This window comes from Janthinobacterium aestuarii (genome assembly GCF_046113285.1).
GTDB lineage: Bacteria > Pseudomonadota > Gammaproteobacteria > Burkholderiales > Burkholderiaceae_D > Janthinobacterium.
In genome coordinates, this window is sequence record NZ_CP142524.1 from 1732229 (window position 1) to 1757180 (window position 24952).

General features: G+C 62.7%; 19 protein-coding genes and 1 tRNA gene. 12 read left to right on the forward strand and 8 right to left on the reverse strand.

The genetic code is table 11. The features are described from left to right. Window positions 1-1047: an AbrB family protein gene (locus OX462_RS07735; protein ID WP_409028124.1), complete on the forward strand. Its 1047-nt coding sequence runs from the start codon at window positions 1-3 to the stop codon at window positions 1045-1047. Here OX462_RS07735 and OX462_RS07740 read toward each other — a convergent pair. From OX462_RS07740 to OX462_RS07750, 3 genes are read right to left on the reverse strand one after another with little or no spacing between them, the layout of a single operon-like run. Continuing rightward, window positions 1044-1826: a DUF2145 domain-containing protein gene (locus tag OX462_RS07740; protein WP_409028125.1), complete on the reverse strand. Its 783-nt coding sequence runs from the start codon at window positions 1824-1826 to the stop codon at window positions 1044-1046. The genes OX462_RS07735 and OX462_RS07740 overlap by 4 nt on opposite strands. A 5-nt stretch (window positions 1827-1831) precedes the next feature. Then, window positions 1832-2245 (reverse strand): hypothetical protein, encoded by a 414-nt coding sequence (locus OX462_RS07745; protein ID WP_070311105.1) that lies wholly within the window; start codon window positions 2243-2245, stop codon window positions 1832-1834. Window positions 2246-2268: 23 nt separating this feature from the next. Next, the gene (locus OX462_RS07750; RefSeq protein WP_070311103.1) at window positions 2269-2691 is read right to left on the reverse strand and encodes a hypothetical protein; all 423 of its coding nucleotides are present in this window, start codon (window positions 2689-2691) and stop codon (window positions 2269-2271) included. A gap of 160 nt (window positions 2692-2851) precedes the next feature. On the opposite strand from OX462_RS07750, the gene OX462_RS07755 reads away from it, so the two are divergent. Then, window positions 2852-3595 carry a helix-turn-helix domain-containing protein gene (locus OX462_RS07755; protein WP_070219154.1) on the forward strand — a complete coding sequence of 248 codons (744 nt, stop codon included), beginning with the start codon at window positions 2852-2854 and terminating at the stop codon, window positions 3593-3595. 24 nt (window positions 3596-3619) lie between these two features. Here OX462_RS07755 and OX462_RS07760 read toward each other — a convergent pair whose 3' ends face one another. Continuing rightward, on the reverse strand, window positions 3620-5074 hold the full coding sequence (locus tag OX462_RS07760) for a DUF3999 family protein (protein WP_409028126.1): 1455 nt from the start codon (window positions 5072-5074) through the stop codon (window positions 3620-3622). Then, the gene (locus tag OX462_RS07765; protein ID WP_409028127.1) at window positions 5071-8247 is read right to left on the reverse strand and encodes a DUF2339 domain-containing protein; all 3177 of its coding nucleotides are present in this window, start codon (window positions 8245-8247) and stop codon (window positions 5071-5073) included. Before OX462_RS07765 ends, OX462_RS07760 begins: the two co-directional genes overlap by 4 nt. Window positions 8248-8493: 246 nt before the next feature. On the opposite strand from OX462_RS07765, the gene OX462_RS07770 reads away from it, so the two are divergent. Next, window positions 8494-10380, forward strand: coding sequence for an MFS transporter (locus OX462_RS07770; protein WP_409028128.1), 1887 nt, complete (start codon window positions 8494-8496; stop codon window positions 10378-10380). A 3-nt stretch (window positions 10381-10383) separates the two neighbouring features. Here OX462_RS07770 and OX462_RS07775 read toward each other — a convergent pair whose 3' ends face one another. Together OX462_RS07775 and OX462_RS07780 are read right to left on the reverse strand one after the other, a co-directional pair. Next, window positions 10384-11925 (reverse strand): hybrid sensor histidine kinase/response regulator, encoded by a 1542-nt coding sequence (locus OX462_RS07775; RefSeq protein ID WP_409028129.1) that lies wholly within the window; start codon window positions 11923-11925, stop codon window positions 10384-10386. 7 nt (window positions 11926-11932) lie between these two features. Next, window positions 11933-13447 (reverse strand): DUF7125 family protein, encoded by a 1515-nt coding sequence (locus tag OX462_RS07780; protein WP_409028130.1) that lies wholly within the window; start codon window positions 13445-13447, stop codon window positions 11933-11935. 420 nt (window positions 13448-13867) lie between these two features. On the opposite strand from OX462_RS07780, the gene OX462_RS07785 reads away from it, so the two are divergent. The 8 genes from OX462_RS07785 (at window position 13868) to OX462_RS07820 (ending at window position 22101) form a co-directional block, all read left to right on the forward strand. After that, window positions 13868-15088, forward strand: a complete 1221-nt coding sequence (locus OX462_RS07785; protein WP_070290565.1) for an efflux RND transporter periplasmic adaptor subunit — start codon at window positions 13868-13870, stop codon at window positions 15086-15088. Between the two features lie 15 nt (window positions 15089-15103). Beyond that, complete coding sequence (locus OX462_RS07790; protein WP_070219160.1) at window positions 15104-18268, forward strand: efflux RND transporter permease subunit; 3165 nt, start codon at window positions 15104-15106, stop codon at window positions 18266-18268. A gap of 1 nt (window position 18269) precedes the next feature. Next, on the forward strand, window positions 18270-19718 hold the full coding sequence (gene adeC, locus OX462_RS07795) for an AdeC/AdeK/OprM family multidrug efflux complex outer membrane factor (RefSeq protein WP_409028131.1): 1449 nt from the start codon (window positions 18270-18272) through the stop codon (window positions 19716-19718). Window positions 19719-19781: 63 nt separating this feature from the next. Further along, entirely contained in the window at window positions 19782-20396 is a 615-nt protein-coding gene (locus OX462_RS07800; RefSeq protein WP_070219162.1) for a TetR/AcrR family transcriptional regulator, read from the forward strand. Window positions 20397-20499: 103 nt separating this feature from the next. Further along, window positions 20500-20576: transfer RNA gene (locus OX462_RS07805), tRNA-Pro, on the forward strand. Window positions 20577-20703: 127 nt separating this feature from the next. After that, complete coding sequence (locus OX462_RS07810; RefSeq protein WP_409028132.1) at window positions 20704-21012, forward strand: hypothetical protein; 309 nt, start codon at window positions 20704-20706, stop codon at window positions 21010-21012. Between the two features lie 259 nt (window positions 21013-21271). Beyond that, complete coding sequence (locus OX462_RS07815) at window positions 21272-21409, forward strand: hypothetical protein (protein ID WP_162995750.1); 138 nt, start codon at window positions 21272-21274, stop codon at window positions 21407-21409. A 251-nt stretch (window positions 21410-21660) separates the two neighbouring features. After that, the gene (locus OX462_RS07820) at window positions 21661-22101 is read left to right on the forward strand and encodes a hypothetical protein (RefSeq protein WP_409028133.1); all 441 of its coding nucleotides are present in this window, start codon (window positions 21661-21663) and stop codon (window positions 22099-22101) included. A gap of 443 nt (window positions 22102-22544) precedes the next feature. Here OX462_RS07820 and OX462_RS07825 read toward each other — a convergent pair whose 3' ends face one another. Beyond that, window positions 22545-23540, reverse strand: a complete 996-nt coding sequence (locus OX462_RS07825) for an AraC family transcriptional regulator (protein WP_409028134.1) — start codon at window positions 23538-23540, stop codon at window positions 22545-22547. A gap of 59 nt (window positions 23541-23599) precedes the next feature. Here OX462_RS07825 and OX462_RS07830 point away from each other — a divergent pair, with 59 nt between their 5' ends. Then, window positions 23600-24850: an MFS transporter gene (locus OX462_RS07830; RefSeq protein ID WP_070290570.1), complete on the forward strand. Its 1251-nt coding sequence runs from the start codon at window positions 23600-23602 to the stop codon at window positions 24848-24850. Window positions 24851-24952 lie beyond the last annotated feature (102 nt).

The window sequence follows — 24952 nt, forward strand, 5'->3', positions numbered from 1 at the left end:
GTGCCGTGGTGGCCGCGCTGGCGCGCCTTTGCTGCCGCGCTGGCCGCCGGGCTGGCGGGCGCCGCCATCTGCCTGTGGCTGCACACGCCGCTGCCGTGGATGATCGGCCCCCTGTTTGCCACGGCCGCCTTGCGCCTGGCAGGGCGCGAACTGGTCTGCCCCGTGCGCGTGCGCGAGGCGGGCCAGTGGGCCATCGGCACGGCCCTGGGCCTGTATTTCACGGCGCCCGTGCTGGCCGTCCTCATTCTCTATATGCCGTGGATCGCCGGCGCCGTGCTGTTCGCGCTGGCGCTGGGGGTATCCGGCGCCATGCTGCTGCGGCGCCTTTCCGGCGTCGACCAGGCCACCGCCTTCTTTGCCATGGCTGTCGGCGGTGCGTCCGAAATGGCGGTGCAGAGCGAGCGCCATGGCGCCGATGTGGGCAAGGTCGCCGCCGCGCACAGCTTGCGCATGATGCTGGTGGTGGCGACCATTCCCTTCGGCGTGCGCTACTGGGGCAGCCATGGTCTGGCCGCGGGGTATGAAAGCTTCGTGCCCGGCGCCGCACTGGTCGACTATGGCGGGCTGACGCTGCTGGTCGGCATCACGGTGCTGGCGGCCCTCGCCTTCAAGCGGGGCCAGTTGCCCAATGCCTGGGTCATCGGCCCGCTGCTGGCCGCGCTGCTGCTGACGGCGTGCGGCATCCATCTGACGCGCCTGCCCGAATGGATGATACGCTCGGGCCAGCTGTTCATCGGCATCGCCCTGGGCACGCGCTTGAGTCCCGCCTTCCTGCATGCCGCTCCCCGCTACCTGGCCGGCGTTGCCCTGTGCAGTGTCCTGATGCTGCTGCTGGCGGCCGCCTTCGGGCTGGGCTTGGCGCACTGGCTGGGCATCCACCCGGGCACGGCCATCCTGGCCACTTCGCCCGGCGGCATCGCGGAAATGTCGCTGACGGCCAAGACCCTGCAGTTGGGCGTGCCCATCGTCACGGCGTTCCACGTCGCGCGCATGGTGGTGCTGGTATTGCTGACGGGGCCGCTGTTCCGCCTGCTGAAGCGTCCTTAGTTCCGCACGACGATTTCCTGCACCTGCGGTTCGCGCTGGCGCATGAAGCGCACGATGGAGTCGACGGTGACGACGTCGATCTGGCGCGTCATGCGGCGCTCGAACGGGTGATCGTCGAAGGCGATATTGGCGCGGAACATGCGCGCGCCCAGGCGCGTGGCGGCGGGGATGCTCAGCGTTTGCGGCGCGTAGCTGGCGCTGCGCAGCCAGCCTTGCGCTTCGGCGCGCGTTTCGATCTTGCCAGGCTCGTTGCTGGCGGCGGCCAGGGTTTCCAGCACCCACTGGTTCGAGTTCTGGTACTTGGTGGAAAACGGGTAGGCCAGCATATTGTAGTGCGGCTCATGCAGGCGCTTGGGCGTGTTGCTGGTCAGCAGACGCGCCAGTTGCTGCTGCGTATCCTGGCCCGGGACCAGGATCAGGGTTTCATACATGAACACGTCATCCATGAAGAAATTGCCGAGTCCCTCGTTGTACAGTGACGATTGCGCCGTGCCGCATTCATTGAGTTCATGCACCACCAGCCAGCGGCCTTTCGGGTGGTCGCGCCAGGCCAGCGCCATGTGCGAATAGCGCAAATGGTACTTCGACAGGTCCTGGCCGGCACGCGCCACCAGCGCCACCTGCGCGCCCGAGGCGTCGAGCGCCTGCAGGGTCTTTTGCGCCAGGTCCATCGATTTCACGAGGGTGGTCGCATCCGTTTGCTTTTCCTCGCACGAGCGCCCCGCATGGGCGGTGCCGGCCAGGGCCAGGCTGAGAACAATGACGGTCAGGCGTTTCATGGGGTTCACGCTTTCGAATGGTGGAGGATGGCGTTGCCGGCCGCGTTCGGCACATAGGCGATGGCCTTGCCCGACAGCATCAGCATGTGGCCCGTCGAGACGGCCACTACCTTGACGGCCGTGCCGGCCGCCAGCGACAGGCCTTGCATGGCTTTCTGGCTCAGCTTGACGGAAGCCGTGGCGGCGGACGATGCGCCCGTGGCCGCGCTTTTGAGCACGAGCACGCTGCCGTCGGCCACGTCTTCCACCTTGTCGATGACGATTTCACCGGCGGCGGCCAGCACCGACATGGAGCCGACCAGCACGATGGCCGAGGCCATGCTGGCGTTGTCGGACGCGTTGGTGGTATCGGAGTTGGCCTGGGCCAGCGGCGCCATGGTGGCGGCGCACAGCAGGGTCATGGCGAGCAACTGTTTCATGGAATTTCCGTTCTTCATGGTGGTTACACTTTGGAATGGTGCAGCAGCGCCTTGCCCAGTTCGTTCGGGATGAAGGCGATGGCCTTGCCGGAAAGAACCAGCATGTGGCCGGTGGACAGCGCCACCACATTGACCACGGTGCCGGCCGCCAGCGACAGGCCCTTGGCCGCTTGCGTGCTCATCTGGATGGATGCGCCGCCCGCTTCGGAAGCGCCTTTCAGCACGATGACGATGCCTTCGCCCACCGTTTCCACGCTGGCAACGACGACCTGGCCGGAGGCGACCAGCATCGACATGGACCCGGCGACGACGATGGCGGAACCGTCGCTGAGGTTTTGCGAGCCTTTCGACAGGTTCTCCGAGGCGGCGGCGTGGACCAGGCCAGGGGTGGCCACGGAAAGCGTCAACAGCGACAGGGACAGGCAGAGGGGCAGCAGGCGTTTCATGTGTTTCTCCTTCAAGTGTGCCAAGTGGCAACGCCATCATTGTAGACTGTGGGCAATTGGTCAATGAAAACGCTACTCGTAGCGGGCAGGCATACCGCAGGTAGCGTATTGCGCTACTTTTTTGCTGCTGGAACCGATGCTATTTTTATAAAGGAAGTGCATGCCGCAAACCCACGCCCTGATCGAGGCCTTGAAACGCTTGTTGAAAGCGCGTTCCGTCACGTATGCCGAGCTGGCCCAGCGCATCGGCGTGTCCGAAGCCAGCGTCAAGCGGATGTTTTCGCAGAAGCAATTTACCCTGCAGCGGCTGGACCAGATCCTGGTGGCCATCGGCAGCGATTTCCAGCAGCTGGCGCTGGCCGTGCAGTCAGCCCAGGCCGCGCCCACCCTGATCACGGGCCTGACGTATGCGCAGGAAAAGGAAATCATCGAAGACACCCGGCTGTTCGTGGTGGCCGTCTCCGCCCTGAACCTGCTGCCGCTGGAACAGATCGTCGCCATCTACGACATCAGCGAAGCGCAAGCCGTGAAATACCTGCTGCGTCTCGACAAGATCGGTTTTCTGGAACTGCTGCCGAATAACCGGGTCAAATTGCTGGTGGCGCGCACGTTTGCGTGGATACCGAACGGTCCCATCCACACGTATTTCAAAAAGGAAGCCTATGGCGACTACCTGAATTCGCAATTCGATGGCGAAACGGAATTGCTGCGCCTGGTGAACGTGATGCTGTCGAAGAAATCCACGGCAGCCTTGCTGGAGCGCCTGAAGCAAGTGGCGGTGGAATTTTCGCAGCAGCACCAGGAAGACGCGCGTCTGCCTGGTGACGAGCGCCTGGCCATCAGCTTCATGCTGGCGGCACGTCCCTGGATGCCGCAGACGTTCAAGGCGCTGCTGCGGCAGTGAGCCGGCGAGTACCGCGCTCAGCGGCTAATGTTCCTGCTTGTCCGTACTGCCTTGTTCCTCTTTCATTTGCGTCAGCAGGCGCCACGCAAAAAAGCCCAGTACGGCCACGCCCAGCAGAAGCGCGGCCCACAGTGCGGCCAAGCGCCACGGCGCCCCGTCCTTGCTGACGCGCGGGGGGGCTTCAGCGCCGGCGTTGGTCTGGAGCGGGCCGGCGCTGGCCGTCTTGAGCGCCAGCAATTCGTCTGCCTTGAAGCCGGGCGCCACCTGCGACAGCGGCTGCGCGACGGCGGCGGCGTTGCTGTTGCCGAATGCCAGCTGGTAGGGCGGCTTGCCGCTGGCCAGGAAGACGACAGTGGCTGGTGTCCAGCCCAGGCGCAAGGCGGGCGCATTGCCGGTGGCGAGCGGGTGTTCCGTGGATGTCTGCAGCACCCATTCGCTGGTCTGCGTCACGGGCATGGCCAAGTCGCCCGAAATCCGTTCCTTGCCATCGAGGCTGATGCGGTAAAACGTCGTGCTCAGCAGGGGATCGAAATATGCGCCTTGCGCGGGACGCGCCTGCTGGCGCAGGTGCAGCCGGTGCCGGGGAACATAGCTGTTCTGGCGATACACGCCCAGGGTCACGGGCAGCACCGTATTGGTCTGCGTCAATTGCAGGGCGATGCTGTCGGCGGGAATGGCGAGGGGCGTGGCGTAGCGCCATTCATTGTCCTGCTTGCCGGGCGCACCTTGCAGCACGACGCTGGCGCGCGGCGCGGCGATGTCCGTTTCGCTGACGGCTTGCGCCGTGATCGCGGCAAAGGCCAGCGGTTCGCCCGCTTGCCAGCTCAGGCGCGCATAACGAAACGCGCGCGGCGCAAAGGCGATGCTGTCGTTGGCCAGGGTTTGCGTGTCGCTGTTGCTGAGCCAATTCAGGGTGGTGGTACCGATGGCGTCCCATTGCTTCAGGTCGTCGCTTACTTCCAGCAGCACTTGTGCACTGTAATTGTCCGTGCGGGCCGGCGGCGTGAAGCGCAGGGCGGCGATGCGCTTGTCTTGCCCTTGCTTGCCCAGGTCGAGGATCAGCGCCTGCAGCGCCGTCGTCGCCGCTGCCGTGCCGGCGCGCGTGCTGACTGACAGCAGCCGGCCATCGTCGGCCGTGCGGATATCGATGCCTTGCAAGCCATCGCCAGTTGCCGGCGCGCCCGTCACGGGGAAGATACGGGCTGGAATGTTCGTGCGCTGCGTGGCCGATTGCGCGGGCGGCGCGCCGATGGCATAGGCCAGGCGCTTGCCGTCGGCGTCGAACAGGCGCAGGTCGGCCAGACTGGCCGAGCTGGCGTGCAGGTAGACTTCCCTGGGCAACGATAGCTGGACGATGCCCGCGCCGGCCGGCACCTGGATGGGCATGCTCCAGCGATAGTCCTGCGGCCGGTCCTGGCCGGGCGCGGCCAGCGCGGCGCCCGCCACCAGCAGGCTGCAACAGATCAATATGGGTTTCATGCGGCTCCCGGATGCGGTTCGGCCGGCGCTGTCGCGGCAGCCTTGGGAAAAGGTGCCAGGTAGCCGATCAAGACCATCAGCAAGCCGACACCCACGAAAGAGATGATGCGTTCGATGCCGCCCACGTTCGACAGGTCGATCAGGAACAGTTTCAAGACAACCAGTCCCAGCAGCACGGCGCCCATACTCCATTGCTGGCGCCGCTGCTGGCGGGCCGCATGGCGCATCAGCAGCAGGGCCGTGACACTCCACACGAGCGACAGCATCGCTTGCACGAACTGCGAGGCCAGCATGGCGTCAAAGGTGTAGGGCACGCCGAGGTAGTGAGAGACCGTGCGCAGCAGCATCAGGTTGAACCAGCCATACAGCAAGCACGCGGCCACGACGGGCAAGCGCGCTTGCCACAGGGATGGCAGCGGGATCTGGCCGGCCGGGAATAAACGGTAGCTGGCAATGGCCAGCAGCACGGCAAAGCCCGTGCTCAGGTCCAGTGGATTGAGCAGCGGCAAGTAGGGCAGCGGTGCCATGGCGCCGTCGTCAAAGACGTTCCATGCGGCGATCAGCAGCAGCGACCACAGCGCGCCCAGCGGTATCAGGGTGCGCTGGTACCAGGCGGCAATCGGCGCCACCGGCCAGGCGTTTGCTCGGCAGCGGCGGATCAGCCAGGCCAGTACCAGCATCATGGCCCAGGCCGGCAAGTAGCGGGCCCAGGCAGGGCTGACGCTGTCTTCATGCTGGGCCAGCCAGGTGCTGACGTGCATGGCGCCCACGGGCCACAGCATCAGCCATGGCGCGGCCGTGCGCAGCGTGTGCAGCAGACGCTGCGCCCGCACATCGAGTGGCCAGCCCGCTTGCGGCCAGGCCCGCAGCAGGTATTCGCCGGCCGCCAGTGCGCAGGCCAGCGCCAGCCAGCTCAAGCCCGTCGGCAGATAGTCGCGCAGGTACAGCGCCAGCAGCAGCTTGGCGCTCCACAGGCCCAGGCCGAGCCAGGCGGCCACGGTCAACCAGCGCAGTTGCGGCCAATCGAGACGCCGGGCCAGGATGGCGAACACGGGCGTCGTAACGCACACGGCGATCAGGTACAGCGCCAGCCAGTGTTCGCCCGCGTGCGGCTGCATGGTCAGGTCGCCGTCGATCAGGCGCAGCAGCCAGCTGACGAGCGGCACGAGGATGGCGGCAAACCACAGCAAGCCGCTCCAGACCAGCAGCGGGCGCGCCACTAGCGCCAGCAGTTCGTCGCCGCCGCGCGCGCGCAGCGCAAGGAAACGGGCGCTGGCAAAGGCGCCGGCGCCCAGCAGCAGGGCGCTGAGGAAGGAGCCGCCGAACAGGCTGGCCGGATGCTGGTCCCAGGCCCAGCTGGCGCGGCTGAGCATGACCATGCCGGCCAGTACCTGCACGGCCAGCAGCAGCGCGCGCGGCGCATGCCATTGCTCGCGCCGTGCCAGTGCCGCCAGCAGGGCCGCCACTGCCAGCGCGCTGATCGTCAGCAGGTTCAGTTGCGTGGCGGCGTCCGTGCGCAGCAGGATCTCGTTCCAGATACCGCCCAGCAGCCAGACCGTGGCGGCCGTCAGGAACAGCACGGACATGCTGCTCATGAACTCCGGATGCAAGGGGCTGCCATGGCGGCGGAAATTGTAGGCCATCACCAGCGCGGCGGCGGCCAGCAGCGCGCAGCCGAGCCAGATGTTGGCCTGCAGGGCCAATGCCGTATTGAGTTGCTGCATGGCGATGAGGAAGGCAATCCACGCGGCTGCCTGCACCAGCAGGCCGAAGGCCCAGGCCAGGGTCTGGCGCTGGCGCAAGCCGACCCAGACGATGCCCGCGCCTTCCAGCGCCCAGGCGGCCGACGTCCAGCGGCCATCGAGGGCGAACGGGATGGCCAGCGTGCCGAAGACGATGCCCAGCGCGAGGAAGGCTTCGGCCAGCAGTTTGAAGCCGTTCCTGCGCCACAGGGCCACGGCCAGCCCCGTGTAGGTCAAACCGGCGGCCAGGGCGGAAAACGCCAGGCCAAATTTAAAATTCCAGACCAGGCTGTATTGCAGGCCCATGGCGGCCAGCGGCGTGCCGAACACGAGCGTGCCATCCACGTAGTGCTTGAGGCGCGGCGCCTGGCGTGCGCAGTAGGCGATCGCGATGCCGATATAGAACAGCACGAACAGGATCAAAAACAGTTGCGTCGACAGGTAGTTGTCCGGGGTGTAGCGCAGCAGGCCCCAGGTGGTGGCGACGACGAAGGTAAAGCCAAAGCTCAGCACATTCAGCACGCGCCAGGCGCGTTTCAGGGCGATGGCGAAGACGCCCGCATTGAGCAGCGCGTAATAGCTGAACAGGCCGATATGGTTGCCGCTGCCCGTCGACACGAGCAAGGGTACGGCAAAGCCGCCGACGATGCCGAAGACGGCCAGCCAGACGGCGTTTTGCAGCACGGCCAGCAAACACGTGAACGCCGTCAGCACGAACAGCACGGCAAACGCCAGGCCGGCCGGGAGCAGTTCATACAGGCGGAAGGCGCCGAACGTCACCAGCATCAATATCGCCAGCGCCGTGCCTTGCAGCGGCAAGCTGATGCCGGGACGTTTTAGGCGGATGCGCCAGGCCCAGGCCAGCAGGGCGATGTCGGCCAGCGCGATGCCGGCCAGGCGCAGTTCGATGGGCAGCGTGACCTGCGCCGACACGTATTTGAGCAGGAAGCTGACGCCGAGGAAGAGGATCAGCAAGCCCAGCTTGGCGACCAGGTTGCCGGTAAACAGCCAGTTCTTCGCCTTGGCAAACAGGCCATCCGGGCGCGCGATCCAGGACGGGGTATTCGGGGCGGCGGGGACGGGTTTGGCGGGAGCCGGCGCGGCGGGTGGCACCGGCTTGGGCGTCACGGGGGCGGCTGGCGCCGGCGCGGCCTTTGCCAGCTCGACCGGCTCGATCATGGCCGCTTGGGGCACCGGCGTCGGCACGGAAACAGGCACAGGCGCCGGCACAACACTCTCTACGGCGGGCGGGGCAAGTGGTGCTTGTGCCTGGCCTTCCAGCGCTTGCAGGCGCTGCTGGATGCCGCTGACTTCCTTGCGCAGGCGCGCCGTCAGCAGCTCCAGATCGGCCACCTTTCTGCGGTATTGCAATGCCAGCACGAAGGCGGTAATCAGCAAGCCTAGGATGAACAGCGTGATCAATCCAAACATGGAGTAGCTTTCCTGGAAGGGCAGGGCGAAGGCGCCCGAAGTATGCGCACATTACCTTATTATTAAGAGACTGGCGATTTCTGTTGCGTCATGGCAAGTGCCAGGGGCGGCATCAGGAAGACATGGCCAGCATGGCGTGGCAGGTTGTTTCCCGTATTGACGCCGAGCAATATGACGACATTCAGATTGTCGCGCGCAAGATAGTGCTGTATTTTAGCAATTCCTTAATTGCCGGTTCCCCATGCCATGAGTCAAAGCAGCCAGTTTTCCTTATTGTCGCAGCGCCGTTTCGGGCCCTTCTTCTGGACCCAGTTCTTTGGCGCCTTCAACGACAATCTGTTCAAGACGGCCCTGATGGTGATCCTCGCCTACGATGCGCTGAGCTGGACCACGCTCGACCCGTCCACCATCACGAATCTGATTCCCGGCCTGTTCATCCTGCCCTACGTCGTGTTTTCGGCCACGGCGGGCCAGCTGGCAGATAAATTCGAAAAGGCGGGCCTGGCCCGTTTCGTGAAATGGATGGAGCTGGCCATCATGGCCGTGGCCGCCGCCGGCTGGATGACGCACACGCTGTGGCTGCTGGTGGCGGCCGTCGTGGGCATGGGCGTGCATTCGACCCTGTTCGGCCCCGTCAAGTATGCGTATTTGCCGCAGCAGCTCAAACCCGAGGAATTGGTCGGCGGCAATGGCCTGATCGAGATGGGGACGTTTGTCGGCATCTTATTGGGTGAAATCCTCGGCGCCGTGCTGATCGTGCACAAGCCGCTGGGCGTGGAACTGGTGGCCGGCGCGACCATCGCCGTGGCCGTCTTCGGCCTGATCGCCAGCTACCGCGTGCCGCGCACGCCCGCGCCCGAGCCGGAGCTGAAGGTGAGTTTGAACTTCGTCGCCGAATCGTTGCGCAACCTGAATTTTTCGCGCAAGAACCGCCCCGTCTTCCTGGCCATGCTGGGCAACTCCTGGTTCTGGTTTTACGGCGCCCTGATCCTGGCCCAGTTCCCCGTGTATTCGAAGGATTTCCTGCATGGCGACCACAGCGTGTTCGTGCTGCTGCTGACCGTGTTTTCCGTCGGTATCGGCACGGGCTCCCTGCTGTGCGAGCGGCTGTCGGGCCACAAGATCGAGATCGGCCTGGTGCCGTTCGGCTCCATCGGCCTGTCGCTGTTCGGCATCGACCTGTATTTCGCCAGCAATGCGTATGCGAATACGCACATCGTCGACGCGCTGGCGTTTGTGGGCCAGGCGGGCGTGCCGCGCATTTTGATCGACATCGTCATGATCGGCGTGTTCGGCGGCTTCTTCATCGTGCCCCTGTTCGCCCTGATCCAGACGCGCTGCGACCCGAAACACATTTCGCGCACGATCGCCGGCATGAATATCCTGAACGCCCTGTTCATGGTGGCGGCCGCCGGCGTGGCCATCGTGCTGCTGGGACGAGGCTTCACCATACCCCAGCTGTTCCTCGTCACGGCGATTCTGAATGCGCTGGTGGCTGCCTACATCTTCTCGCTGGTGCCGGAATTCCTCATGCGCTTCCTGGCGTGGATACTCATCCAGACCGTGCACCGGGTCAAAGTCGTCGATGGCGAGCGCATCCCCGCGGAAGGCGCGGCCGTGCTGGTTTGCAACCACGTCAGCTATGTGGATGCCATCGTCATCATGGCGGCCAGCCCGCGTCCCATCCGCTTCGTCATGGACCACCGTATCTTCAAGATGCCGCTGATGGGCTGGATTTTCCGCACGGCCAAGGCGATTCCCATCGCGCCGGCCAAGGAAGATCCTTTCCTGATGGAAAAAGCCTTCATCGATATCGCGCAAGCGCTGCATCAAGGCGAACTGGTCTGCATCTTCCCCGAAGGCAAGTTGACCCGCACGGGCCAGATCAGCGAATTCAAGGGCGGCATCGCCAAGATCGTCGAGCGCAGCAAGGTACCCGTGATTCCGCTGGCGCTGCGCGGCTTGTGGGGCCATCTGTTGAGCCATCGCAACGGCCATTTGTTCGAGCGCGCCTTCAAGGCGGGCTTGCGCTCGCGTCTGTCGCTGGCCGTGGGCATGCCCGTGGCGCCCGAGGCCGCCACGCCGGAACTGCTGCAGCAAAAGGTGCAGGAATTGCGCGGCAAGTGGAAGTAAGCGCTATGGCGTTTGCGTAGCCGTCCCTTCCTGCCGCGCCAGGTGCGCGCGCAGCAGGGCGGTGATGGCGTCGAAATCCACGGGTTTCGTCAGGTGATGGTCGAAACCGGCTTGCTCCGTGCGTGCGCGCGCTTCGCCCTGGCCCCAGCCCGTCAAGGCGATCATCAGCACGTCGCGCCCGTGCGCGCGCTGGCGGATCTGGCGCGCCGCCTCGTAGCCATCCATGTCCGGCATGCCCAGATCCATCACCACCAGTTGCGGCCATATCCTGTCGACGGCCGCCAGCGCCTGCGCGCCGCCATACGCGACCTGGGCCGCATAGCCCTCGAGCTGGAACAGGCTTTGCAGGGAATCGGCCGCGTCGCGGTTGTCGTCCACCACCAGCACTGGCACGGGCTGGCCCGCGCCGGCGGGCGTGCCGCTTCTGGCGGCGGACGGCGTGGCGGGTGCGGGACCGCCGGCGCTGGCCGGCAGGGTGACGATGAAGCGGCTGCCACGTCCGGGGCCGTCGCTGTAGGCCTCGATGCTGCCGCCATGCATTTCGGCAAATTGGCGCGCCAGGCTGAGGCCGATGCCCAGGCCGCTGGTCATCTGGCCCGCCACCGTGCGTCCCTGTTCGAACATGGAAAAGATGCGCGCGATGGCGTCCGGGTCGATGCCGATGCCATTGTCTTCGATCATCACCTGCAACTGGCCCTGCGCCAGGCGCGCCGTAATGTGGATGAGCCCGCCGTCCGGCGTGAATTTCACGGCATTCGAGACGATATTGGCAAAGACCTGCACCACCCGGGCATAGTCGGCGTGCAATGTCACGGCATGCGGCGGTAGATCGACGGTGATGCGGATGTGCCGGCTGGTGGCCGCAGGCAGGCATAGTTCGATGACATGCTCGAGCACTTGCTGTAATTCAAATTCCTTGCGCTGCAGCAGGACCTTGCCGCTGCTGATGCGCGCCACGTCGAGCAAGTCGTCCACCAGCCGCGTCAGGTGCGTCACCTGGCGTTCGATCACGTCGCTCACCTTGCCGACCTGCGCCGATGCCGGAAACAGGTGCTTGAGCAGGGTTACCGACGACTTGATGGGCGCCAGCGGATTGCGCAGTTCATGGCCGAGGCTGGCAATGAATTCGTCCTTGCGCCGCTGCGTCTCGCGCAACTGGTACTGGCGCTGGCGCGCGCGCAGCATGGCGTGCGCCGAGGTGATCAGGGTCAGGATGTGCACGGGGCGTTCCAGCAGGGTCAGGTTGCCCAAGGTGGAAATAGCTTGCCGCACTGGCAGGGAATCGAGTCCCGCGTGCGTCAGCAGGATGATGGGCAAGTCGGACCAGTCCGGCTGCTGCCGGGCATAGGCGTCGAGCACGGTGTACACGCCAGCATGCAGCGCCTCTTCCACCGTCAGCACGCCGCCGGCGCCCAGCGCCAGCTGCTCGGCCAGTTCGCCGGGCGAGCGGCAGGCGTGGCTGGCGATGGCGCTGCCCGCCAATACCGTGCCGGCCAGGGCGGCATCCTGGCCGGCAGGCGCGTAGATCAGGATGCGCAGCTCCATGGTAGTCCTAAGGGAAAGGCGTGCCGCCGATGGTGGGCAAGCCCGACAGGATGCCATGAAAGCCGGCCAGGGCCGGGCCGATGCGGATGCCCTGCGGGCTGATCTCGAAACGGCGGATGGTGCGCTCGTGCGCGCTGTCGCGTTTCTTGAAGACGGAAATGGCTTGCCGCACCTCGCCTTCCGTTTCGTAGTAGCGCAGCATGATGACGCTGTCGGCCAGGTAGCTGGCGTCGGCCGCCGTCGTCATCGAGGTGCCCAGCATGTTTTGCTGCACGCCGACGAGCAGGGTGGCCACGCCGTGCTGGCTCAGGTAATTGAGCAGTTCATGCAGGTAGGTGCTCTGGAAGCGTTCATCGGGCACGGCATGCATGTAGCCATTCAGGCTATCGATGACGATCACCCTGGCGCCCCGCTGCGCCGCGTCGACCACGGCCTGGGCGAATTCGCCCGGTGTCATCTCGGCCGGATCGATCTGCTGTGCGCTCAGCAAACCCGTGTCGAGCGCCTCCTGCAGGCGCATGCCCACGCTGTCGGCCCGGTTCACGAGCTTGCTGCGCGCTTCCTCGAACAGGAACATGGCGCACGGTTCGCCGCGCGTTGTTGCCGCGTGTACGAATTGCGCCGCCAGGGTGGACTTGCCGCTGCCGGCGGGGCCGGAAAGGAGCGTGCTCATGCCTTCTTCCAGGCCGCCGCCTATCATGGCGTCGAGTTCGGGCACGCCGCTCGACAGGCGCCGATGGCCGCCATCGCGGCGTGTGTCGGCCGCCACCAGACGGGGATAGACGACCAGGCCGTCACGGGCGATCTTGTAGTCGTGCGTGCCGCTGCGAAACGCCACGCCCCGGTATTTCACCACCCGCACGCGGCGGCGGTCATTGCCATAGTCCTGGTTTTGCAGCTCCAGCGAGATCACGCAATGGGCCACGCTACGCACTTGCAAGCCGTCGTCCAGCGCGGAGCGGTCGTCGATCAGCACGGTGGTGCAGTGCCGGCTGGCCAGGTATTGTTTCAACGCTACGACCTGGCGCCGGTAGCGCAAGGGGTTTTCCGCCAGCAGCTGCAGTTCGGACAGCGAATCGAGCACGAGGCGGGCCGGACGGTGCTTTTCGATGGCGGCCAGGATACGCTGGTTGGTCGAGGCCAGTTCGATTTCCGACGGGTGGAAGATCGTGTACTGGCGCTCGGGGTCGAGTATATCGTCGCTGGGCGCCACTTCTTCGATGGCGATGCCGGCCAGGTCCCAGCCGTGCGACAGGGCCGCGGCGCGCAGCTCGATTTCGGATTCGGCCAGGGCGATATACAGCACGGGCGTGCCCTTGCGCGCCCCTTCGGCCAGAAACTGCAGCGCCAGGGTGGTCTTGCCTGTGCCTGGCACGCCTTCGAGCAGGTACAGGCGCTCGGACAGCAGGCCGCCCGTCAGTATGGTGTCGAGACCGGGGATGCCCGTCGACAGCAGTGGCGGCGCGTCCAGGCCGCCTGCGCCATCGTCTTGCGCCGTTCCTTGCGCCTGTGCTGTCGTCATCGCGTCCTCGCTTCGCCACGCTGTGGTCAATATATTAGCGCGTCCGCCGTGGCATGTCTTTTCGATACCATTGGTAAATAATCACGCCGCCATGCCAGCGGGGGCCGGCAGTGTTGCACACTTGTTGGCAGGTTCAGCAAAGAAATCTTGACCCTGCTAAAGTATTGATTCAATCCAACTCTCCCGCTTTGCCGTTTTGCCGCCGCCGGCCTGAATTTCCGATGGATCCTGCTGGTGCGCACCTGCTGTTGTTGTCGCCATTTAATTGCATCATTAGCAACAAAAAACGCTTAAAGGTTACTTTGTTTCAATTGTAACGCTGCTTGACGATTTTAGAATGATCGTTCATTCTTTGATCTGCGTTAATAAATTTAGTCATTTCTAACGACACTAGCCAGCTTCTTTTTCAGAAAGTCCAAGATGCAACCAACCTTTTCCCTGACGTCGCCGCGTACGAGCGGCGCTATTGCCGTTCTGTGCGCCACTGTAATCATGGCCGGCTGCAGTAAAAAACAGGAAGCACCTCACGCGCAGCAAGCGCCGCAGGTGGTCGTGTTTACTGTTAATCCGGCCGCGTTGCCGATGAGCGCCGAATTGCCCGGCCGCACGAATGCCTACCAGGTCGCCGATGTGCGCCCGCAAGTGGGCGGTTTGATCCAGAAGCGCCTGTTCGTCGAGGGGAGCGATGTGAAAGCGGGCACCGCCCTGTATCAGATCGATTCCGCTACTTACCAAGCCGCCGCCAATTCGGCCAAGGCCGCCCTGTCGAAAGCCAAGGCCAACCTGCTGACGGCCGGTCCGAAAGCATCGCGCTACAAGGAGCTGGTGGCCATCGAAGGCGTCAGCCGTCAAGAGTACGATGATGCCGTCGCCGCGTTCGAGCAAGCGAAGGCAGACGTCGAGTCCGCCACTGCGGCGCTGGAATCGGCGAACATCAACCTGCGCTACAGCACCGTGACGGCGCCGATCAGCGGCCGCACCAGCCGTTCGAGCGTGACGGCCGGCGCGCTGGTGACGGCAGGCCAGGCCGAAGCGCTGACCACCGTGCAGCAACTCGACCCGATCTATGTCGACGTAACCCAGTCGAGCACCGACCTGCTGCGCCTGAAGCGCCAGATGGCCGACGGCTCGCTGAAGAAAGTGGGCGAAGGCCAGGCCAAGGTCGACTTGATCCTGCCGGACGGCAGCAAGTACGGCGCATCGGGCAAGCTGCAGTTTGCCGGCGTGACGGTCGATCCGACCACCGGCAACGTGATCTTGCGCGCGCTGTTCCCGAACCCGAAAGGCGAATTGCTGCCAGGTATGTACGTGCGTGCGCAGCTGGAAACGGGCGTGGATGAGAAAGCCATTACCGTGCCGCAAGTGGGCGTGACGCGCAACCAGAAGGGCCAGGCCACGGCCCTGATCCTGAACAAGGAAAACAAGGTCGAGCAGCGCGTGCTGACCACCAGCGGCACCGTCGGCACCAACTGGCTGGTGACGTCCGGCCTGGCCGCAGGCGACCGCGTGATCGTGGAAGGCTTGCAAAAAGTCAAGCCAGGCGCGCCGGCCGTTGCCGTGCCGGCCAAGGCCGAAGCTGCTCCTGCGCCAGCGCCCGCCGCTGCCGCTTCTGCCGCCGCATCGGCTGCCAGCGCCCACTAATTCAGGAGAATATTAATGGCCCGTTTTTTCATTGACCGCCCGATTTTTGCCTGGGTGGTCGCGATCGTCATCATGCTTGCCGGCGTGATTTCGATCCTCAGCCTGCCGATCGCGCAGTACCCGAGCATCGCTCCGCCGTCGATTTCGATCAGCGGCTCCTACCCTGGCGCCTCCGCCAAGACCGTGGAAGATGCGGTCACCCAGGTCATCGAACAAAAGATGAAGGGTATCGACGGCTTGCGCTACATGTCTTCGTCGAGCGATGCGACTGGCGGCATCAGCATCACCTTGACGTTTACCAGCGGCACCAATCCCGACATCGCCCAGGTGCAGGTACAGAACAAGCTGCAGCTGGCCACGCCACTGCTGCCGACGGCTGTCACGCAACAGGGTCTTGTCGTGTCGAAAGCCACGAAGAACTTCCTGATGGTGTTCGGCTTCATTTCCGAAAACGGCAAGATGGACCAGACCGACTTGAGCGACTATGTGGCCGCCAACGTCGTCGATCCGCTGAGCCGTGTTGCCGGCGTGGGCGATGTAACCCTGTTCGGTTCGCAGTACGCCATGCGTATCTGGCTCGACCCGGCCAAGCTGCAAAGTTTTAACCTGACCCCGGCGGACGTGATCACGGCCGTGCAGGCGCAGAATGCGGAAGTGTCGGCCGGTGAATTGGGCGGCACGCCGTCCGTCAAGGGCCAGCAGCTGAACGCGACCGTGTCGGCGCAAAGCCGTTTGCAAACGGTGGAGCAGTTCGGCGCCATCTTGCTGAAAACCACGACCAACGGTGCCATGGTGTACCTGAAGGACGTGGCCAGCATGGAACTGGGCCGCGAGAACTACAACACCGTGGCCCGCTACAACGGCCATGCGGCCACCGGCGTGGCGATCAAGCTGGCGACGGGCGCCAACGCGCTCGATACGGCCAATGCGGCGAAAGCCATGCTGGGCAACCTGAGCAAGCAATTCCCTGAAGGCATGAGCTACCAGGTGGCGTTCGACACCACTCCGTTCGTGAAACTGTCCATCGAAGAAGTGGTGAAAACCCTGGTCGAAGCCGTCATCCTGGTGTTCCTGGTGATGTATTTGTTCCTGCAAAACTTCCGCGCCACCCTGATCCCGACCATGGCCGTGCCGGTCGTGCTGCTCGGTACCTTCGGCATCCTGAATGCGTTCGGCTATTCGATCAATACGCTCACCATGTTCGCCATGGTGCTGGCCATCGGCCTGCTGGTCGACGATGCGATCGTGGTGGTGGAAAACGTCGAGCGCGTGATGAGCGAAGAGGGCTTGTCGCCGCTGGAAGCGACGCGCAAGTCCATGACGCAGATCACGGGCGCGCTGGTCGGTATCGCCATGGTGCTGTCGGCCGTGTTCGTGCCGATGGCCTTCTTCGGCGGTTCGACGGGCGTGATTTACCGCCAGTTCTCGATCACGATCGTGTCGTCGATGGTGCTGTCCGTCGTCGTCGCGCTGGTGTTTACGCCAGCCTTGTGCGCCACCCTGTTGAAACCGGTCGAGAAGGGCCATCACGCGACGAACAAGGGTTTCTTCGGCTGGTTCAACCGCAGCTTCGACCGCAGCAGCAATAAATACCAGGGCTGGGTCGGCGCCATGATCACGCACCGTTTCCGCTCGATGCTGCTGTACGTGCTGCTGCTGGCTGGCCTGGTGTTCATCTTCATGCGCCTGCCGACCTCCTTCCTGCCGGAAGAAGACCAGGGCATCCTGTTTACGCAGATTCAATTGCCGACGGGCGCCACGCAAGAGCGCACCCTGAAAGTGATCGAACAGGTCGAAGACCACTTCATGAACAGCGAGAAAGACAACGTCGCTTCCGTGTTTGCCGTCGCCGGTTTCAGCTTCGGCGGTAACGGCCAGAATACGGGTATCGCCTTCGTGCGCCTGAAAGACTGGTCGCTGCGCAAGGACGTGGCGCAAAAAGCGCCGGCCGTGGCCGGTCGCGCCATGGGCAAGTTGTTGCAGATCAAGGATGCGATGGTATTTACCTTCGCTCCGCCTGCCGTGCTGGAACTGGGTAACGCCACCGGTTTCGACATGCAGCTGCAGGATATCGGCGGTGTCGGCCATGACGCCCTGATGGCGGCGCGTAACCAGTTGCTGGGCATGGCGTCGCAAAACCCGGCCATGGTGGGCGTGCGCCCGAACGGCCAGGAAGATACGCCGCAATACAAGATCGACATCGACCAGCAGAAAGCCACCGCGCTGGGCTTGCAGATATCGGAAATCAACCGCGTGCTGAGCGTGGGCTGGGGTAGCTCGTATGTGAACGACTTCCTCGACCGTGGCCGCGTGAAGAAAGTGTTCATGCAAGGCAATGCCGAATCGCGCATGCTGCCGGAAGACTTGAACAAGTGGTTCGTGCGCAACACGGCTGGCCAGATGGTGCCGTTCTCCGCCTTTGCCACCGGCAAGTGGATTTACGCGTCGCCACGCCTGGAACGCTACAACGGCTTGCCGTCGGTCGAGATCCTCGGTACGCCGGCGCCGGGCCAGAGCACGGGCGCCGCCATGAACGCGATGGAAGAGATGGTGGCGAAGTTGCCGCCTGGCATCGGCTTCAGCTGGACCGGCGTATCGCTGGAAGAGCGCGAATCCGGTTCGCAGACGCCGCAGCTGTACGCGCTGTCGCTGCTGATCGTCTTCCTGTGTCTGGCTGCGCTGTATGAAAGCTGGTCGATTCCATTCTCCGTGCTGCTGGTCGTGCCGCTGGGCGTGATCGGCGCCGTGCTCGGCACGTGGCTGTTCGGCCTGTCGAACGACGTGTACTTCCAGGTGGGCTTGCTCACGGTGGTGGGTCTGTCGGCGAAGAACGCGATTCTGATCGTGGAATTTGCCAAGGAAATGCAGGAATCGGGCATGTCGCTGCTGGACGCGACCTTGCATGCGGTGCGTCTGCGTCTGCGTCCGATTCTGATGACCTCGATTGCCTTCGGCCTGGGCGTGTTGCCGCTGGCCATTTCCAGCGGCGCCGGTTCCGGCAGCCAGAACGCCATCGGTATCGGCGTGCTGGGCGGTATGTTGACGGCCACGTTCCTCGGTATCTTCTTCGTGCCGGTGTTCTTCGTGCTGGTGCGCGGCTTCTTCTCGAAGCCGGACGCGCCCGCCACGCCGGCGACGCCTGGTTCGCCAGCCGTCACGCTTTCCAAGGATGCACATTAATATGAAAAAATCACTACTCTCCATGGCGGCGCTGGCCTTGTTGGCCGGTTGCAGCCTGGCTCCCACGTACGAGCGTCCGGCAGCGCCGGCGCCGACGGCGTGGCCGACGGGCCCTTCCTACAAGGCCGACACGGCCGCCGCCGACGCCAAGCCGGTGGCGGACGTCGCCTGGCGCGAGTTCTTTGCCGATGCGCGCCTGCGCCAGGTACTGGAACTGGCCCTGGCCAACAACCGCGACCTGCGCGTCTCGATCCTGAACATCGAGAAGGCGCGCGCCACGTACGGCATCGAACGCGCCGCCCTGATCCCGACCCTGTCGGCCTCGGGCGGCCAGTCGGCCACGCGCATTTCGAAAAACGCCAGCCCGACGGGCGAAGCGTCCATCAACCGCCAGTACACGGCGAACCTGGGCGTATCGGCCTACGAGCTGGACTTCTTCGGCCGCGTGCGCAGCCTGTCCGACAGCGCGCTGGAGCAATACCTGGGCACGGAAGAAGCACGCCGTGCGCAGCAGATCAGCCTGGTGGCCGAAGTGGCCAGCACCTATCTGAACCTGGTGGCCGACCAGCAGCGTCTGCGCGTGGCGCAGGACACCCTGAAGAGCCAGCAGTCGTCGTATGACCTGGCCGTGCGCCGCTTCAGCGCGGGCGCCACCTCGGGCCTGGACAAGTACGATACCCAGACCAGCGTCGAGTCGGCCCGTTCCGACGTGGCTGTCTACACGAGCCAGGTGGCGCTGGACCAGAACGCGCTGGTCTTGCTGGTGGGCGGCCCCGTGCCGGCCGACCTGCTGCCGCCAGCCGAGTTCGGCACCGTGACGGCGCTGACGGACATTCCGTCCGGCGTGCCGTCGGACGTGTTGCAACGCCGTCCCGACGTGCTGGCGGCGGAGCGCACCTTGCGCGCCGCCAACGCCAACATCGGCGCGGCGCGCGCGGCTTTCTTCCCGCGCATTTCGCTGACGGCCACGGCCGGTTCGGTCAGCGACAACCTGTCGGGCCTGTTCAAGGCGGGCAGCGGCACGTGGAGTTTCTTGCCGCAGATCAGCTTGCCGATCTTCGATGGCGGCGTGAACCGCGCCAACCTCGATATCGCCAAGGTGCAGCGTGAAATCTCCGTGGCGCAATACGAAAAGGCGATCCAGGTCGCCTTCCGCGAAGTGTCCGATGCGCTGGCCCAGCGCGGCACCATCGACGAGCGCCTGCAGTCGCAGGTCTCGCTGGTCGAGGCGTCGACGAAGAGCTACACCATCCACGATGCGCGCTACAAGCAGGGCGCCGAGTCCTACCTGAACGCCCTGGTGGCCCAGCGCGCGCTGTACACGGCGCAGCAAAGCCTGATCACGGCGCGCCTGGCCAAATCGACCAACCTGGTCACCTTGTACAAGGTGCTGGGCGGCGGTTGGCAGCCTGAGCAGACGGCCGTCGCGGCGGCTGGCGGCGCCCAATAATCACGGGGACGCCGACGCCGGCCTTGCCCGCAAGGGCAGGGCCGGCGCGCTACTGGAAAAGTCATGAACCAAGTTGAAAAGAAGCATCCGGATCCCGAGCGCGCCAACACGCGGCGCAAGCAGGTGCTCGACGCGGCCGAAAGCTGCTTCAGCCGCCGCGGTTTCCACGGCGCCAGCATGGCCGAGATATCGAAGGCGGCCGGCATGAGCGCGGGCCACATCTATAATTATTTTGACAGCAAGGATGCGATCATCGCCGCCTTCGTCATGCAGAATACGGAGCGCGTCTCCAATTTGATGCAGGACCTGGCGCAGCGCGAAGACCCGCTGCAGGCCGTGATCGACAATGCGGGCGAGCATGTGCTCGAAGCGCTGGACCCGACCACGTGGATGATGCCGCTGGAAATCTTTGCCGAAGCGTCGCGCAATCCGGCGATCGCGGAAATGCTGCAATGCTCGGACCGGCGTTCGCGCCAGTTATTTCTCTCCATCATCCGGGATGCGCGCATCAAGCGCGGCTTGCCGGCCGACGAGGAGATGTTGCAGGGGCGCCTCGATGCCCTGGTGGCGCTGTATCAGGGCTTGCCCGTGCGCTTCATTCACCATCCGGACGTGAAGGTCGAACCGCTGATCGCGGGCTTTCGCATCGTCCTGACGGCGCTGCTGCTGAGCGAATAGGGCGCTTGAGCGGGACATGCAAAAAAGTTTGCGCAGATCGACATGAATCGCGCGCAAAAGCATGGCAAAAACCTAAAAGCGTCTGCTATAATTCCCACCTCGTCGGGGCGTAGCGCAGCCTGGTAGCGTACATGCATGGGGTGCATGGGGTCGGAAGTTCGAATCTTCTCGCCCCGACCATTAGATTCAAGGAGTTACAGCGCAAGCTGTATAGAAACCCAGTACTGTTTATTATACGTTTGTATAATATAGGTGCTGGGTTTTTCCGTTTACAGAAGCGGACGCTGCGTTAGAGCTGCGCCAGGCCATGATTGACTCGACAGATATGTGCAGCAAGCAAGTAACGATAGATCTTACCTACGCCAAGAATGCTTTGTTCGTTCGTCAATCCGTTGCGGTCGCTTTTGGCGTGCCAATCGATACGGAAATAACTTGGGTCTTTCTTCAAGATATGCTCTGTAATGCCAGCGAGTGTGCATTACCTGCGCGGGTGTTAGTCTGTGGCCTGCCAAGTGCTAGCGGCGCGATTGGCGATGAGATTCGAATGCTCCGCACCTTTCTCCGCGCGCTTGCGACAACGCGAAGCATCGAAGTTCAGATTGTTTTGCACGATTAAACATGTGGCGCTCTGCCTCTGCTCTGGGGCGACAGTTGCCGTACGCCGTAGGGCTGACATCGGCCAGGAACAGTCATTCGCGTTGACGTGACAATACGTGACCTTTCTCGCTTGCTAAGTCGTTATGCTCATGGGCCGCTAGCGGCCAAAGACGGACGCCGATGAGCATATTTTTCGATTCACGGAGAGTCATATCAAAACACTTGCACGCGCCATAATTTTCGCCACACAATATATAAATAGTCGAGCCGGCGACGCCTTGGACGACGATGTCGCGGTACTCGAAGAGATTTCAGCGGAGTTGAAAAAAACTTCCGTCGAGGAAAAGAAATGCCTTATCCAAACCGCAAAAGAGCTCGGACTTGAATCTTGGCTGGATGAAATGGGCATTGATTAAGTGCGTAGAAAAAGATATTGGAAAGCTGCTGTTGGGCCGGGAGCGGACGTTGAACAGGCATGCGCTGCTGCTTGCCTGCCTTTACGGGCAAGAACACAATCGTCTTCAACGATTCTGAACGCAAGTCGATTCTGCGTCGAATTTTCCCGGGCTACTTTCAGCGACGCTAACGACTGCAAGAGCAGCCGCCCGATAGAATAGAGCTTGTTTAATTCAGGGCATGCAGTCGTCCATTTCTAAGTATGGAATCAATGACAGTGATGGCAACAAAGTGGAAGAACCAGGAGGTGCGAAGCTGTAATGGCCTTCTGTGCAGCAATGGTGATCTCTACGACGTGCACGCAACCAGAATGGCCAGGGTACGTGAAAAACGGGAACTTGGCGGTTGGCTCAATGTCGCGATTCTGGCGCAAGAAGAGTTGTATGGTGGACGGTACATGGTTAAGTGCGGAGAGGCTGCGGAACACGGCTCAATCGGCGTAGTCGTTTTGGAATCGCTGCAAAATCATGAACCTGTTTGGACGTTTGTTTCGGATCAATCCAATCCATTTGATCAAATAACAATCAAGGGCGGCTTGGTGTTGGTGCTGTCAACGTCAGGCGCCGTGTTACGGTTTGGTGCGCCAATGAGGGAGGCAAGGCTTCTGCTCCCGAGTACTTCGATCCATGGTTCTAACGACGAGCGCTTGTAAAGTGAGACGCTGCGCGTCCGCTATGCTTAGGTGATGCCTTTTAAGCAGCCTCCGGCCACAAGCGGTCAGTCGTGAACAGGGAGACAGATGGGCTTCATCAACAGATGTGAAGCGTCGCTACGATTATTTGGCGACGACCTCATTCCCGAAGAGGTGTGCCGTCTATTCGGCCATTTCCCTTCGCAGGCATGGATGGTAATCCCCCCCATTTTTAGAGCGCGTTAAAAGTAGAGCTTGAGCGGCCATGGCAAGCTTCTGTTTTGGCGTGATGGCGCCAGGTCCGATGTTGGGCCGGTCGTGATTGCAAGTCCACAGCCAGCGGGTTGCCAAATCCTCGATATCCTCGAGCGTTTCAAACAAATAATGGGCCAACCAGTCGTAACGCACCGTGCGGTTATGTCGCTGAAAAATGGATTGATCAGCGCTTCCCTCCGCTATTCTCCTCAAAGCATTTGCCGACAGGCACCCGGCGGCGTGCCGATGACGCGCTTAAAAGCACGACTGAACGCGGCTTGCGATGTATAGCCAAGGCGTCGGGCGACGACGTCGATGGACACGCTTTCGTGAGTGAGCAATTGTCTCGCAAGGCGCATTCTCAATTCCGTGGCATAGCGCAGGGGCGGCACCCCGATGGTGGTTTCAAAGCGTTGGGCGAAAACAGAGCGGGAGATATGGCACTCCGCAGCCAACTGCGCAACTGTCCATTCACGACCAGGCTGGCGGTGCAGCGCCAATATGGCGCGAGCAAGGCGCGGATCACGCAAGGCGGCCAGGAGACCGGAAGCGTTTTCACAACCGCATTCAATCCAGCCGCGCACGATCATTGCTGCAGCGACCTCCGCCAGGCGAGCCAGAATGCCTGCAAAGCCAATACGGCCGGCACAGATTTCACGCTTCATTGACTCAAGAACAGGCAGCAACCCGGGATAGCCTTGCGCTTGCGTGTCAGCCACCATGACAATTGGCATCAGCTTGCCGATCCCTTGCATCCCGCCGAGATCGAATTCCATGCAGCCGTAAAAAATAACGGCACTGGGCACGGGGTGCGTACTGGGACATGTGTCTACTCCGCTAACGGATTCACCCAGGGGCGCGACATCGAACTTTTCGATGTCCTGAAACGCAATACCCGCATCCGATAGAAGCTGATGTCTCCTGCCGTGAGGCATGAACACCGCGCTACCGGCGGACAGCTTATGCAACTCACCATCATCGGTACACAGGAAGGCAGTGCCAACAGCGAGGAAGTGGAAGTAGGCGTGGCCTGGCTTGTCTTCAAAGCCTATGCCGAAAGCTGGACCGGTCTGAATACGGCGGTACTGGACTCCACGCAGGCGCATGCCTGTCAATAGTTCATTGACGAGATTAGATAATGGAAAAATTTGATTTTGCTTGCTCATTTTAGGTGTTTCGATCAAAACATCCGGACTTGCCATCATAGATCATCCTGCATTTTACCTCTAGACTTTCGACTCCGATTGTTTTAGGGATTTCAGAGATGAACAACGATGTTTTTGCTACCGAGCAAACGCCCAACGCGAACGATGTGTCTGTTCCAGAGCCAGCGACAGCGGCATGGATGGCAGTGTTTTCACTGGCCATGGGGGTTTTCGGTTTACTGACGGCGGAGTACCTGCCAGCCAGTCTGCTGACCCCGATGGCCTTCGATCTTGGCGTATCGGAGGCACTAGCTGGTCAGGCAGTGACGGTGACGGCCGTAGTGGCCATGTTCGCCGGGCTGTCGGTGCCAGTTCTCACGCGTAATTTTGACCGGCGTATCGTCTTGTTGGCTTTCACGGTGCTGATGATCGCCTCCAACTTGCTGGTGGCGTTGTCCTCAAGCTTGACAGTATTATTGGTGATGCGCATTCTTCTGGGCGTCGCGTTAGGAGGTTTCTGGAGCATGGCGGCAGCCGTGGCCATGCGTCTGGTGCCGGCAAAGCTGGTGCCGCGAGCGCTATCCATCATATTCAGTGGCATCGCCGTCGGGACGGTCGTTTCCGTACCGCTGGGCAGTTACTTAGGGGGGATATATGGCTGGCGCAGTGCATTTATAGCAGCCGCGGCTGTCGGAGGGCTGACACTTTTGTTTCAATTGTTCACGCTGCCCCGTATGGCGCCGCGCACGATGACGCGTACCACATCGGTGCTGCGATTGCTCCGTCGCCCGGGGATCGGGATCGGGATGTTGGGCTGCGTACTGGCCCATACCGGGCAATATGCATTGTTCACCTATATTCGCCCCGCTCTTGAAAGCGTTGTCCATATAGATGTAAATGGTTTGTCTCTGATGCTCCTGGGTTTTGGTGTCGCCAACTTCGTTGGCACGCTGCTGGCCGGCTGGCTAATGGAGCGTAGCCTGCGTGCCACTTTAGTGCTCATGCCTGCGCTGGTGGGCTTGGCGGCATTCGGCATGATCCTGCTGCCAGTCCAAGGAACAGGCCTGATGTTTTTGGTCGCTCTGTGGGGCCTGGCGTTCGGCGGCGTACCTGTCGCCTGGTCCAACTGGGTAGCCCGTGCTGTCCCGGATCAAGCGGAGACAGCAGGCGGCATGGTCGTCGCTGCGGTGCAATCTTCAATAGCTGCCGGCGCTGCATTGGGTGGCATTATGTTCGGCTTTGGTGGAGTGACAGGCGTTTTCATGATTGCTGGCGTTGTGATGCTGTTCGCCGCTCTCGTTATCGCTTTAAAAGTTCGCGTGGAACTGCCGCAGCACGGTGCGACCGCTGCCCCGGTGCTGCACGGTTGAACGCAAGCCACATCCGAACTGTCCGCCGTCGCCATGCGGGCATGCATCATCTGCTATGCAGTTCATCCCTCCTTTCCACCTTCCTGTGCCCCGATTTTCGTC

Bases quoted from the DNA above. Each gene is read 5' to 3' on its own strand.
- OX462_RS07740 (WP_409028125.1), bottom strand. From the start codon at position 1,826: ATGAAACGCCTGACCGTCATTGTTCTCAGCCTGGCCCTGGCCGGCACC.
- OX462_RS07745 (WP_070311105.1), bottom strand. From the start codon at position 2,245: ATGAAACAGTTGCTCGCCATGACCCTGCTGTGCGCCGCCACCATGGCG.
- OX462_RS07750 (WP_070311103.1), bottom strand. From the start codon at position 2,691: ATGAAACGCCTGCTGCCCCTCTGCCTGTCCCTGTCGCTGTTGACGCTT.
- OX462_RS07755 (WP_070219154.1), top strand. From the start codon at position 2,852: ATGCCGCAAACCCACGCCCTGATCGAGGCCTTGAAACGCTTGTTGAAA.
- OX462_RS07760 (WP_409028126.1), bottom strand. From the start codon at position 5,074: ATGAAACCCATATTGATCTGTTGCAGCCTGCTGGTGGCGGGCGCCGCG.
- OX462_RS07765 (WP_409028127.1), bottom strand. From the start codon at position 8,247: ATGTTTGGATTGATCACGCTGTTCATCCTAGGCTTGCTGATTACCGCC.
- OX462_RS07770 (WP_409028128.1), top strand. From the start codon at position 8,494: ATGAGTCAAAGCAGCCAGTTTTCCTTATTGTCGCAGCGCCGTTTCGGG.
- OX462_RS07775 (WP_409028129.1), bottom strand. From the start codon at position 11,925: ATGGAGCTGCGCATCCTGATCTACGCGCCTGCCGGCCAGGATGCCGCC.
- OX462_RS07780 (WP_409028130.1), bottom strand. From the start codon at position 13,447: ATGACGACAGCACAGGCGCAAGGAACGGCGCAAGACGATGGCGCAGGC.
- OX462_RS07785 (WP_070290565.1), top strand. From the start codon at position 13,868: ATGCAACCAACCTTTTCCCTGACGTCGCCGCGTACGAGCGGCGCTATT.
- OX462_RS07790 (WP_070219160.1), top strand. From the start codon at position 15,104: ATGGCCCGTTTTTTCATTGACCGCCCGATTTTTGCCTGGGTGGTCGCG.
- adeC (WP_409028131.1), top strand. From the start codon at position 18,270: ATGAAAAAATCACTACTCTCCATGGCGGCGCTGGCCTTGTTGGCCGGT.
- OX462_RS07800 (WP_070219162.1), top strand. From the start codon at position 19,782: ATGAACCAAGTTGAAAAGAAGCATCCGGATCCCGAGCGCGCCAACACG.
- OX462_RS07810 (WP_409028132.1), top strand. From the start codon at position 20,704: ATGATTGACTCGACAGATATGTGCAGCAAGCAAGTAACGATAGATCTT.
- OX462_RS07820 (WP_409028133.1), top strand. From the start codon at position 21,661: ATGACAGTGATGGCAACAAAGTGGAAGAACCAGGAGGTGCGAAGCTGT.
- OX462_RS07825 (WP_409028134.1), bottom strand. From the start codon at position 23,540: ATGATGGCAAGTCCGGATGTTTTGATCGAAACACCTAAAATGAGCAAG.
- OX462_RS07830 (WP_070290570.1), top strand. From the start codon at position 23,600: ATGAACAACGATGTTTTTGCTACCGAGCAAACGCCCAACGCGAACGAT.